We start from the raw sequence: 13,396 nt of genomic DNA, 5'->3' as shown, positions 1-13,396 counted from the left end.
ACACGCGCGAGCGCAGCTGCCGCGGGTCAAAGCAGCGCCGCCGCAGCCCTAGTCGATTCCCATCGCCTCGAGCTCAGTTTCCAACTCGGTAGCCGCATCGCGCAAGGCTTGACGCAGCGCATCGTAGTAGCGCTCAGTCAAATAGAAGAGGCGTGCCACTTCACCATCCACGAGGTCAACCTTGCTGAGATCGCGGGTGGGCAAAAGCAGGAATCGACCAACAGAGAAGTTCTCCAGCGTGAGTGTGCGGTCCACGGCGTTAAGTGTGACAGTGTCGCGCAATACGATGGCGCGCTTGAGACGGCGCAAATCTGCAGCATCGTGCAAGACGATGCTATGACGCGCACGCCCTTGCTCGTCTGGTTGATTCAAGGCCCAAAAAAGATGCTCATAAGCGGAACGGTCTGGCACCTCAACGATCTCAATACTAGGCACAGGCGACTCTAGCGCCTGACTGAGATCCTCGGTCTTGCCATAATCACGGTAGCTGATGGTGAGCGCTTTGTCGTCGAAGTAATCCCAGACATCTTCGATGCTGCGGATTTGCTTGGCCTGCACCTCGCCTGCATGAGCTTGAGCTCGCTCGAGCAGGAGCTTTTCTAAGAAGCTCACCTCAAAACCTTCGTCGGCATCAGGCTTAGGCTCAAATATCAGCGAGCGCGAAGCGTCCACCCGCTCATCCATCCGAATGCGCTTGATCACTTCATACATCTGACGATAGACGAGGATGTTCTCGCCGGGCACACGCCCATTCGCGAAACTCGAGAATGGGTACTGCGCACGCAAGGAGTAGTCCTGATCGACGGCCAATTCTGCCTTGGCTTGCAATTCGTTAAGATGCTCATTCTCAATCAGGAAGTTAAGCTCAAAGACATCCTCGTCGCGGATACGGTAGGCGTCGCGGAAGAGCTCATTGCCAAAAGAGTCGAAGGTGTCCTCGCCCTTGGGCAGGAAGCGGCCGACAATCTTATCCAGGGCTTCAGTCTGATTATTGACCTCTTCCGGCAAGACGAAGGGCGTGATCACGATGATCACCTCGCGCTTAAGCTGATCGACTTCTTCGCTGCCAAAGGCGCGCCCCAAATATGGGATCGAACCTAGCAACGGTACCGTTTTTTTAATGCGTAAATCGTCCTTTGCGATCAGACCACCAATAATAAAGGGCGTATTATTGGCAATGCGGGCGTAAGTTTTGACTTCGCGAATGGAAATGGTCGGCGCGCGCGCCACCACTGTATCGGTATTGGCATTGCGAACGATTACATCCTCATTGGGCACTTCGGCGGAGACGGTCGCATTGACCTGCATACTGACCTCCTGCCCTTCATCGTTGATACGCGGGCGCACTGCGAGCTGAATGCCCACCGTTTCGCTGCGAAAGCTGACTGTGGAGACATTATTATTACCCTGAAACTTTGTTTCTGCGATCGGGATTTTACGCGCAACATTAATGTAGGCCATGCGATTATCCAAAGTCAGCACACTGGGGCGCGAAAGCACCTCGGCCTCCCCATCAGCCATGAGTGCGCGGATACCGACATCGAATTCTCCAAAGATCTTGGGCGTGCCCATCACGAACTGATCATTAATACTATCGAGGTCCGGAACGACATCGCCCAATTGTAACGCGGAAAAATTCGAGCTGGGGCCAGCCAGCGTCCACTCCACTCCGAGCCGATCCAAGCCTGACTCGGAAATCTCCAGTACCATGGCTTCGATCATGATTTGGCGGGAAGGAATATCGATCTCCTCACGAATCATGCGCACCACACGACTCAACTGCGATGGCTGAGAGCGATCGTAGAAAATAAGGAGTTCATTCAGCGGGTCGGCATCGGTGAGCGGAAAACTCTTATCGGTGTTAGGAATCGTATTGTGCTGCACAGTCGATGGAATCGCCACCACCACAGGCAATTGAGCCTTTTTAATCGCATCGCCAGTGATACCAGTATTGATCCCGTAGATTTTAAGCACATCCAAACAGCGCTTGGGATCTGTATAGCTAAGACGCATACGTTGGGTCTCGATCTCATCCAGGACAGAGCCAGTTTGCGCCGCCACTGGCGTGGGCATGGTAAACAAGGCTCCAAGCGTGAGCCCGAGCAAAAGCAACCAAGTCGAGAGCGCCCCCTCCGCGAAGGATTGTGCGGCCGATGCGATACGATTGCGCTGCGAGACAAGGCGCCCTTGGTTGAGTTCAATTTCCATATCGGCGTGTTTCAAAAGTTTCGGGTTGTGGGTAATCATGAGAGTCGTGCGCCCACGCATGAGCTTTAAAATGGTAGGAATGACCGCATCCTCAAGCTCTGTGTCGAGTGAGGCAGTGGCTTCGTCTAGAATTAAAATTTTCGGGTCTTTGATCATCGCGCGCGTGATCGTGATCAACTGTTTCTGCCCGCGCGAAAGCGCCAATCCTCCATCGCCCACAATCGTGTGGTAGCCATTCGGAAGCCGCTGTATAAACTCGTCCGCACCCGTTAAGGCACAGATGCGGCGTATCTCTTTCTCGCTAGCACGGGCTTTGGCATAGCGCAAATTTTCCTGAATCGAGGCATTAAACAGGAAACACTCCTGAAAGACGACACCGATATTTCGGCGAAGATCGCGAGTCGAAATTTCACGCGTGTCGACCCCATCGATGACAATGCTACCAGCGGTCGGTCGCAGCAGCATCGGCACTAGGCTGACCAAGGTTGACTTACCAGCTCCGGAGTGTCCAGTGATCGCGCAGACCTGCCCCGCTTTCACCGCAAAAGATACGTCCTGCAAGGTATCACTCAGACCGTCGAAGGAAAACTTAAGCTGATCAAAACGTAGGTCGCCACGCATTTCGGGCATCGCAACGCCTGCCCCTTCAGTGGCAGCCTCATCGACATCAAGTAACTCATAGACTCGGTCCACACTCGCCCCCACCTTCGAGAGCTTAGCACCACTACTCATCAGGTCGATCACGGTAGGATAGAGCAATCGAATGTACCAGAAGAAGGCGATAAAGTCGCCCGCACCCATGGCATGCTCCACCGGACGACCAATCACTTGATAGGCGCCGAGCCCAATCAAGGCCAACATGCCAAAGCCGACCAGGAGGTCCGCACAAACTTTTTGTAAGACTACGTAACGATAACTATTGAGATGGCTGGCCCGCGAGTCCTCCATCGCTTCATTAAAGGCGCGATTGCCTCGCTCCTCGCCTGTAAAGCCTTTTACCACTTCAACGCCTAAGAGGGTTTCGATAATGCTCCCCGTGGCAAAATCGATGCGTTCCTGCGACTCGCGACTACTACGCTTGATACGGCGCCCGAAAAATGTGAATACATAGAGATGCACAGGCAAAATAAAAGTCGAGGCCAATGCCAACTGCCAGTTGATCGTATAAGTGATCACCAAAATCCCTAAGAACAGCAAGGCAGCCTGCAAAGTCTTAGGTAGCACATCGGCAATGAATTGCTGAATTTGCATACTATCGTTCATCACTTTACTCGTGATCTGCCCCGGGCTCTGCGAACGGGTATAACTCAGTTGCAACTGCTGAATACGCTCGAACAAACGCTTGCGCAGCGAAAAGCAGACATTTTCACCCACCTGCACTGCTGTGAATTTACTCTGATAAAAAAATAGATTACGCAGCAGAAAGCAGCCAAGCAATCCTCCGAGAATCCACCACAGCAGCAACCAGTCACGCTCGGGGAAGACCTCATTAAACACCATGCCGATCAGCATCGGCGTAGCCAAGTTCACCGCAGTGAGTAAAAACATCCCCGCCAAAGCGATCGAAACCGGCTTCCAATGCGGCCACAGTAATCCCAGTAATCGTTTATTGGGCGAAGGATTTTCTACGGCCGAAGCCATGATATGCGATGCGGATCGGGGTTCTAGTCTGCTGGCGAATAAAGTAGTTAATAATGGGGAACGAGGGGGACTTCCGAATCACATGCTCTAAGCTCCAAACACTACGGCAAGCGTAAAGCAGATTTATCTACTCGCAAAATGACAAAGAGCTGGCGGGAGAAACACTCTAAATAGTATGATATCGACCGCCGCATAGTCATCGCAGTCCGAATCATTAGGGCCCCAACGCCCAGAAAGCTACAGCTCCGGTGCTAATACCACGCGAAACCCGACCGCATCGCTCGTCACATTCGGGCTAATTTCTTCACGCACAGCTGAGCGTACACGAGCGGCGGAATCCTCCCAACCGCCACCACGCACGACGATACGCTCCCCTTCACTTCGCGGACGTGGATCTACCGCGGACTCACCGGATAACCTGCCATTGTAGCGATCAAGCGTCCACTCTCGCACATTACCATGCACATCATAAAGCCCATATTCATTTGCCTGATAGCGCCCCACGATTGAGGTGCCGGTACCATCGGGCGCACGCAAGCCGTCTTTACGATCGCGCGGGTAAACCCCTCGAAAGTGGCCCTTCGTGGCATCTGCCACGCGGCCAAAGTGAAAAGGAGTCATGCTACCCCCACGCGCGGCATACTCCCACTCCGCCTCGCTAGGCAAACGATAGACATAGCCCTCAGGTAGACGTTGCGCTTCCCGCTCAAAATTTGTTAACAACTCACAGAAAACCTTCGCCTCCTGCCAACTCACACTCTCAACCGGCCGAGCGCTACTCTTAAACTTAGAAGGATTGCGCCCAGTGATTTCGTAATACTGCGCTTGCGTGACTTCGTAGATACCAGCCCAAAAACCACGCGTGAACCGAACCTGAGTTTGGGGCCCCTCATTCGGCAAACGTGCGTGTTCTGGTAAAGGACTCCCCATCGTGAACTCCCCTGCGGGCACCCACCCGAATGAAATACTAAAATAAGGCAGGGTCCAACTCTGGCCTTCCGTCGGCCCTGGGATGGAGACAGGTTTGACCTGCCACACATAAGTCTCATTCGGAGATAATTTGAACACTCGCGACATAGTTAAATGATTCCTGACACGTAGCTCAAACTCCACCTCCTTATTGGCCGGAATCTGAATCGAATTACCAACTAACTTGGTCACCACACCATCCACCCGCACAGCGGCTTCAAGACTACCAGGAATTTCAAGCTGCACAATACTTGGACGCGGCTTCAACACGAAGTCCAAAGTATATTCCCCACGGTCATCGACCTGCAACGTCTTCTCGTTAGAGATGTAGAGCGGGTGCTCCAGTCGGATACGGTGCTCGCCCACTGGCACAAAACCAAGATCGCGCTCTCCCCATGAATAGGCCTCATCGTCGATGACAACTTTGAGTGCATGATACAGATCTTCCGGCTCGGGCACGTTTTTGCCCCGCACGCTGACTCTAAAACGCAAGGCGCCAGAGAGCGGCACTAGATCACCAAAATCAATCATCATATCCTGGCCTGGCTCCACGACGACGCGACGACCGATCGGACGATATCCTGGCAGGCGAGCAATCACCAAATATTGATCACTGGGGATCACATCCTCTAAGGACAAGGGGGTCTTCCCTAGTTCGACATCATTAATAACAATCGACGCCCCAGCAGGCTGACTACGAACATCAACCTTAGCGGGTAATGGCAATAGTGGCGCATCAATCTCCGCCAAAGTGCCAAACTCAATCGCCTGATTCTCTAATACACTGGGCTGATAGCCTGCTTTCTTCACGAGCACTTGATAAGTTCCAGCAAAAATCCCTTTCTTGAGAGAAAAAGTGCCCGAATCATCAGCCACGCCGAGTTCAATCTCAAGACCACGCACATCCACAACAGAGATCGAAGCACCAGGCTCAGTATGAATCGTCATATCCGTCCACGCAGGCTTCAATTTCACTTGCACACGCTCCGCGATACTGGCGCCAGAAACGATGTTCACTCGCAGAATTTTCTCAATGTGGTGCGGTGCAGAAATACGCAATTTATAGTCACCTGGCTGCACATTTAAACGCAAGGCACCTTCATTGGCGAAAAAACGCTGTTTAAAACCGACAAATTCGACCTTAGCAACAGGAGGCTCTACCTTCAGCTCTAGGGATGGACGTTGCCCCGCCTCCGCAACTTGAGCCACCGAACGGCTATAATCAGCCTCCTCAGTATAACTCACACTCAAAAATGACGCACAGATCGCAGTCAAAGTCAGCCCAATCAAGCCGATAATAAAGAGCCGGTAAATGCGTGTTGCCAACTCACCTCGCTCGACAATTTTCTTCGGCACCGGAATCCGGTCGATTTGCCGCTGCACAAAGCCAGCCCCTTCCGACTGCGGCTCCACCTCGGTGCTCTTGAGCCCAAGCAACGCAACTTTACAGGATTGATAACGCTTATCCTGAGTGCGCTCAAGCGACTTATCAAAATACTCGTTCCAATTGGGCGAAATATCATCTACCAGCTTAGTCGGCGGCTCGTATTTTGACAGGACGGCCTTACGCCCGGTCAACAACCAGTAACCAATAAAGCCAACCCCATAGACATCGACACGAGCATCTTCCACCACGCCCGAACGGTACTCGGGACTCATCACATCAAATGAATTCAGACGCCCGAGCGTTTTACTCGAAACGAGCGGCGAGACCGATGCAGAGACAATAGATTCAAATAAATCCACACCTAGGGCAGCCTTCACTCCGAGACCTAAAATCCGGATACTACCATCTTCTTGAACATAAATTAAATCCGAATCCAGATCGCGATGATCGACGCCTTGCGAATGTGCATAGCCTAAAACCCCGAGCAATTGCGCAATCATCACGACCGATGCTTTGACCCCGATGCCCTCTTTACCAGGCTCTCCATGAGTTTCAAAATATTGGCTCAGTGTTTGCCCCTTAACAGGATCCAGAAAAAGGCAAATACGCCCGTCGATCTTATTACAGTCACGTATCTTCGGAATCGCCTCATGGTCGAAGGTGGAAACCGTCTTCTTCAACAGTTCTAGACGCTTAAAAAAGCGATCATTACCTTCAGTGCGATAGTGAAAAATGCCCACTGTCACATCGTGCAAGTCACGAATGTGCTGCATATGATAGTAATGCGCCAGCAAGCCCGCACACATGCACTTCACCACCCGATAATTACCGAAACTCTCGCCCGTTTTAAGCACGCGATTTTTTAACTGCTCCTTCTTTTGAGCAGCAGCGATGCTATCGGGGGGGCTCTCTTCGTTCTCCATTCAACAACTCTAAGCTCGATCAAAAAAAGCCATGACTGCATCCACAATCGCCTCGACCGAGGCTAATTTACCCTGTCCTTCGTAGCCACAAGCAAGCATGCCACTCTGAGGTTCGATAAAGTGGCAACCTCGCTCTCGCAAAATATTAATATTCGACTGAGTCGCTGGATGCGCGAGCATCTTGCCATTCATCGCAGGCGCGATCATCACGGGCGCTGGCGTAGCCAAATGAATTGAAGTCAACAAGTCAGGAGCGAGTCCATGTGCAAACTGGGCGATGCAATGGGCGGTCGCTGGAGCGACCAGTAAGAGGTCGGCGCGATCCGCAAGGTCGATATGCCCAGGCTGCCAACTAGCACCTTCGTTCCATAGATCTTCTGCGACTGGATTGCGCGAAAGCGTCTGCAATGTGAGTGGCTGTATAAAATTACTCGCCCCCGCAGTCAAAATGGGAAACACGTCCGCACCCGCTTCCGTTAACCGACTGGTGATGTCGGCCGCCTTAAAGGCTGCGATCGAGCCTGTGATGCCGAGTAAAATGGTCCGGCCCTTTAAGTTGGTAGTCATGTCTGTCACTCAGAGTAAAATGAAGGCTAATGCCCAGACAAACAAGACTCAAGTCTGCGCTTCGTTTTCCCAAGCGCAGAAAAGCCCTCCCAGCACGCGAGAATCCCTCCCACTATGAACGACGTGCAGGCGCTGAATCACGCATAACTAGCCGCCCCTTGAGCGTAGTGCGATGAGTCGGGCCTTCTGGGTGCTGTATGCGTGCGATCATCGTATTCACAGCTATTTTACCAATATCCAGACAGGGCTGCTGATAACTCGTCAATGGCACCGCCAATAATGAGGCATATTTTACATCATCAAAGCCGCAAACTTGCATCTCCTCAGGAATGCGAACTCCACCATCCACCATAATGCGCAAAAGCCGCGCTGCAGTGACATCGTTGGCACAAACCACTCCCGTCACTTGCTCCCGCCGCAGCGTTTCCACCACCGCCTCCGGATGCTCGGACTCAAAATTGACAGTGCGTAAATCTCGCGTGCTAAAACCATTTTGTATCAGGGCTTCACGCACGCCGATCTGCCGCAACTGAATGGTCATGGCCGGATTAGGCTCCGAAACGAAGGCGATGCGACGACATCCATTCGAGATCATATGCCCGGCCACCACAAAGCCGGCCTCGATATTATCAATCCCAATTAAATCATAGGGCGTCTGACGCGGCCAAGGGTAGATATCGCGGTCCAATAACACCACCGAGATGCCTGCCTGACTCAAGCGCTCTAAAATCGCCAAATTAAATTCTTCGTGATTCGGGATATACTCGATCGGCGTAAAAAAGACACCGTTCACCTTCATACTAATAAACTGCGCAGCTAAGGACTCCGCCATCTTACGGAAATCTGCCGAGCGCCCGAGCTCTGGTGGACGTATCACATGCAGCCCAGCCTCATGCGCACACTCTGTGATACTGGCACAGATGGGCTCAAAAATCTCCGTCTGCGCAAGCTGTGGAATCAATAAACCAATCTTCAACGCTTCCACCTGAGGCGGCAGCACCTGCGTGCCAAAGCCTGCCTTACGATGCACTACGCCCTCCTGACTTAATAAATTGAGCGCTTTCGCAATCGTCGGACGCGAGGAATTAAACTGCTCACAAAGCTCCGCCTCAGCTGGCAAGAGCTCCCCGACCCGATAGGCCTGGCTGCGTATCTGATACTTAATCGCGTCATACACTTGTAAATACTTGGGCTTTTCTACACTCATAATTTAAATGTAAGTGAAATGTAATAACAAAGAAGGTCAAATGCTATTAAAATATTTTACAAAAGTACACAATTCTACAAGCTTACTGAATCGACGGCACTGAGGCCGCATCTGCACCCCCCCAATAAAATAATTATACCCATGAATAAGATTTTCACCGTAGCTGGCATAGGAGAGGTACTCTGGGACGTCTTCCCTCATCGCGCTCGCATAGGAGGCGCGCCTGCAAATTTCGCCTGGCATTGCAGTCAGATTGGCGCCAAGGCCTACCCCGTAAGCTGCATCGGCGACGACGATTTCGGCCGTCGCATGCTGGATGAACTTCAAGCGGCAGGCGTCCACACAAACTACTTATCCACCACAGCGGACTATCCCACCGGGCAAGCCAAGGTCACCTTCGACCCCGTCGGCAAGCCCAGCTATGAAATTGTGCTAAATTCCGCATGGGATCACCTGGAGTTGACCACAGAACTCCAGCAGTTAGCTTCTCAGCTGGACGCCGTATGTTTCGGCTCGCTCTCACAACGCTCCGAGCAAAGCCGCCAGACGATTCAAAGTTTCTTGCGCGCGATGCCGCCCCACTCACTCAAGATTTTTGATGTCAACCTGCGCCAATCCTTCCACTCCAAAGAATTGCTCGAAGGCTCCCTACAAGCCGCCAACATCCTCAAACTGAGTGACGAGGAGCTACCGGTATTGGCCAAGTATTTTGCGCTCAAAGGCAGCACCAGCGAACAACTACAACAGCTGCAAGCGCAATTCGAGCTGCGCTTACTGATCTACACGCGTGGAGAACATGGCAGTTTACTCGTTAGCGCCGACGCGATGGATGACGCTCCCTGCCAGCCCACCGACATGGTCGACTCCGTCGGCGCGGGCGATTCCTTTACCGCTGCGATCTGCATGAGCCTGCTGGACGGCATGCCGCTCGATCAGGTCAACATTTTCGCCAATAAAGTCGCCTCCTTCGTCTGCTCTCAGGTTGGCGCCACTCCCGAATTACCCAGTCAATTTAAACTAAATCAGTAAGCTAAACATACCCCGATGAGTGATAACAATTCAACCCACGCGCTCGACAACGTCAGCGCGGAACAACTCCCGATCCCGGACAACAAACTACACGGCTGGAAGCACTTCCTCGGTCTTTACGCCGGCGAGCACGTAGCAGCGACTGAATTTGTGATTGGTGCCACATTTGTGGCATTAGGTGCCAAAACCATGGACATCCTGATTGGCCTGCTGATCGGCAACATATTGGCCATCCTTAGTTGGACGCTGATCACTACGCCGATTGCGGTTCAGACGCGCCTGAGCCTCTACACCTACTTACACAAAATCGCGGGTGACTCGATGACAAAGCTGTATAACTGGGCCAACGTCATCATATTTACCGTCATATCCGCGGCTATGATAACGGTTTCCTCGACGGCGGTAAGATTCTTATTTAACATACCCGCCCAATTAAATTGGTATCCCAACAGCGCGGCCTTCGTGGCGATCGTGCTCGCGGTGGGCATTATCGTCGTCTTCGTGGCCATGTATGGCTTCAATGCGGTCTCGGAATTTTCGGGTCTATGCGGCCCATGGCTTTTCATCATGTTTGCCAGCGGTGCATTGGTCATGATGCCCAGCCTAACGGAGTCGGTGTTCGGTTACACGATGCTGCAGAGCTGGAGCGATTTTATCACAATCGGTGATCAGTCGATTTGGACCGGTATTAATGTATTCGGAGAGCCTGGCATCGGCCTGCTGGAAGTGATCGGCTTTGCATGGGCCGCCAACACCATCACCCACGTTGGCTTGATTGACATGGCGCTGATGCGCTATGCCAAGAAGAGCATTTACGGTCTCTGCACCAGCTCCGGAATGCTGTTCGGACACTACATCGCATGGATTTCTGCAGGGATCATGGGCGCAGGTACCGCCGTTATGGTCAAAGCCTCGATCGCGTCCTTAGACCCCGGCGATGTCGCCTTCCACGCGCTCGGCCTATCTGGCTTTGTGATCGTAATTGTTGCCGGTTGGACCACTGCCAACGCCAACCTTTATCGCGCTGGGCTCGCGGCCCAAGCAATCTTTAACCAGCACTCTCGTAAGAAGACCACACTGGCGGTCGGCATCGTGACCGTGATCATCGCCTGCTTCCCCTTCGTATTCACCAAAATGTTGCCGCTGCTGACATATGCCGGCTTATTGGTGGTCCCAGTCGGGGCAATCGTATTTACCGAGCACGTCATCTTCCCACGTATCGGCTTCACACGGTATTGGGTGAGCTATCGTAAATTGACACATAGCACACCAGCTGTCACATCTTGGATCGTGGGACTCATCTTTGGATTTGGTCTAAATGCCCTAGACGTCATGTCTTTCTATTACCTCTTTATCCCCACTTGGTTCTTCACCGCGATCGTATATACGGTCTTGGCTAAAAAGCACGGAGCCGCCGAACAATATCCTGAAGAAGTCGCTGCCGAGAAGGCCCGCAACGAAGCCATCAAAGAGTATCAAGCCAAACAAGCGCAAGATGAGCCTGAACCAGTTGCAGATCGATCAACTTTCACTAAAGTACTGCATTTCTGCTCCCGTAGCAGCCTCGCAATCACACTACTACTAGCGCTCTCGACAATGTTTCGCAGCCCCGACATCGCAGCCTACGACAGCAATCGAGAGCTCTTCTACCGCTTCGCATTTATCTGCACCCTTATTTACTTCGGCGCCGCCTATTGGGCACTTCGCCGCAAAAAAGCTCTACTTAAATAGAACCTCAACCCACATATCCCATGAAAGAAGCCATCGCACTCAATCAAAAGAACTTGCCTCTATTCGCCGAAAAGTTGGCCTGCCCACAGTATGATCGCAGCCGGGTAAAAGCCGGCATCGTCCATATCGGCGTGGGGGGATTCCACCGCTCGCACCAAGCCTATTATACGGATCGTTTAATGAACGAAAGCGACGCCTCCGACTGGGGCATCTGCGGCGTCGGCCTACGCGACGCGGACCGCAAGATCGGTGACATCCTCGAGAAACAAGATTACTTATACACCCTGATCGTAAAACACCCCGACGGACGCATCGAAAATCGCGTGATCGGCTCCATTGTCGACTTTCTGCTAGGCTGCGACGACCCTAGCGCAGTCATCGATCGCATGGCACATGCCGATACAAAAATCGTATCGCTCACCATCACCGAGGGCGGCTATAATTTCAACGCTGCCACGGGGGAGTTCGACTGCATGAATCCCGCCGTCAAGCACGACATCGCCAACCCAGGGCACCCACAAACCGTCTTCGGCTTCTTAACTGCTGCGCTGAAACAACGTCGCGCGGCTGGCCTGCCCGCATTCACAATTCAGTCCTGCGACAATATCCAGCACAATGGTAACATGGCCCGCAAGGTGATGCTCGCATTTGCACAGGAACAAGATGCCGACTTAGCCGAATGGATCGCCACTGAAGTAAAATTCCCTAACGCCATGGTCGACCGCATCACTCCTGTCACCACGGCAGACGACATCCGATACCTAGAAAGCGAACTTGAGCTAAAAGACGAATGGCCCGTCACCTGCGAGCCCTTCATCCAGTGGGTAATCGAAGATAGCTTCAGCAATGGTCGTCCCTCTTGGGAAAGCGTGGGCGCGCAATTCGTGCCCGACGTGACCCCTTACGAGACCATGAAGATCCGCCTACTCAACGCAGGGCACTCAGTACTCGGCTTACTAGGCTCACTTCACGGCCACCCGACCATCGATGTATGCGTCGCGGAGACACTCTTTGCTACCTATCTGCGCCGCTTTATGGACTTCGAAGTCACGCCCGTGCTCGAGCCTGTCGAAGGCATTGAGCTCGACGATTACAAAGACTGCCTGATCGAACGCTTCGGCAACCCCAACATTAAGGATAATCTCGCTCGCATCTGTCTCGAAAGCTCCTCCAAGTTGCCCAAGTTCCTGATTGCCACCATCCGCGAAAACCTCGCGAACGGTGGCAGTATCGAATACGCCACCCTAGTCATCGCTGCATGGTGCTACTACAGTGACAAGGGCGTCAACCAACACGGAGAGCAACTCGACATCGTCGATGCAATGAAGGCCGAGCTACACCAAGCTGCCGCCGCCACCGCGCGCGACCCACTCGCCTTTTTAAAGGTCGAACCGGTCTTCGGCGATCTAGTGTACAACAAAACATTTACCCATACTTATACCACGATGATTCAAGCGATCTATGAAAATCCAAAGATCGGCCAACACATGCAAGCCGTCCTATTCGGACGGGAATAAGGGCTCATAACAGGCCCGCGAAGGCAGGGATCTTCAGCGGGGGCAAGCGCCTCCGCTGAAGTGACCTGCCTTCGCAAAACTTGTATGAGATCGCGTAATTGCTAAAAATACAGCCCACTCTTGACAGCCTCAGGCTAGCGATAGACGATGTGAATCGAATGCAAATGACGACCCACAGAAATAGTCTCCTCATGGGAGCACTTCTAATTCTACTCCC

General features: G+C 52.6%; 7 protein-coding genes. 3 read left to right on the top strand and 4 right to left on the bottom strand.

Annotated elements, in window-relative coordinates; genetic code table 11:
• Nucleotides 1-48 precede the first annotated feature (48 nt).
• The 4 genes from QEH52_RS09225 to QEH52_RS09210 all read right to left on the bottom strand — a co-directional run bounded on the left by QEH52_RS09225 (nt 49) and on the right by QEH52_RS09210 (nt 8,902).
• Nucleotides 49-3,849: an ABC transporter transmembrane domain-containing protein gene (locus QEH52_RS09225; protein WP_308949913.1), complete on the bottom strand. Its 3,801-nt coding sequence runs from the start codon at nt 3,847-3,849 to the stop codon at nt 49-51.
• Between the two features lie 237 nt (nt 3,850-4,086).
• Nucleotides 4,087-7,128 (bottom strand): SUMF1/EgtB/PvdO family nonheme iron enzyme, encoded by a 3,042-nt coding sequence (locus QEH52_RS09220; protein ID WP_308949912.1) that lies wholly within the window; start codon nt 7,126-7,128, stop codon nt 4,087-4,089.
• A 9-nt stretch (nt 7,129-7,137) separates the two neighbouring features.
• Complete coding sequence (locus tag QEH52_RS09215) at nt 7,138-7,695, bottom strand: flavoprotein (RefSeq protein WP_308949910.1); 558 nt, start codon at nt 7,693-7,695, stop codon at nt 7,138-7,140.
• Between the two features lie 112 nt (nt 7,696-7,807).
• On the bottom strand, nt 7,808-8,902 hold the full coding sequence (locus tag QEH52_RS09210) for a GntR family transcriptional regulator (protein ID WP_308949908.1): 1,095 nt from the start codon (nt 8,900-8,902) through the stop codon (nt 7,808-7,810).
• A 141-nt stretch (nt 8,903-9,043) separates the two neighbouring features.
• On the opposite strand from QEH52_RS09210, the gene QEH52_RS09205 reads away from it, so the two are divergent.
• The 3 genes from QEH52_RS09205 to QEH52_RS09195 are packed head-to-tail and all read left to right on the top strand — an operon-like array spanning nt 9,044 to nt 13,179.
• Nucleotides 9,044-9,931: a carbohydrate kinase family protein gene (locus tag QEH52_RS09205; RefSeq protein ID WP_308949906.1), complete on the top strand. Its 888-nt coding sequence runs from the start codon at nt 9,044-9,046 to the stop codon at nt 9,929-9,931.
• A 15-nt stretch (nt 9,932-9,946) separates the two neighbouring features.
• A complete protein-coding gene (locus QEH52_RS09200) occupies nt 9,947-11,662 on the top strand; it encodes a purine-cytosine permease family protein (protein ID WP_308949905.1) in 1,716 nt (571 codons plus the stop codon).
• A gap of 20 nt (nt 11,663-11,682) precedes the next feature.
• Nucleotides 11,683-13,179 carry a mannitol dehydrogenase family protein gene (locus tag QEH52_RS09195; protein WP_308949904.1) on the top strand — a complete coding sequence of 499 codons (1,497 nt, stop codon included), beginning with the start codon at nt 11,683-11,685 and terminating at the stop codon, nt 13,177-13,179.
• Nucleotides 13,180-13,396 lie beyond the last annotated feature (217 nt).

The sequence above is a fragment of the Thalassobacterium maritimum genome, assembly GCF_031127805.1.
GTDB lineage: Bacteria > Verrucomicrobiota > Verrucomicrobiia > Opitutales > Coraliomargaritaceae > Thalassobacterium > Thalassobacterium maritimum.
The sequence above is the reverse complement of the archived record's forward strand: the minus strand, read 5'-3'. Positions and strand labels throughout refer to the sequence as shown.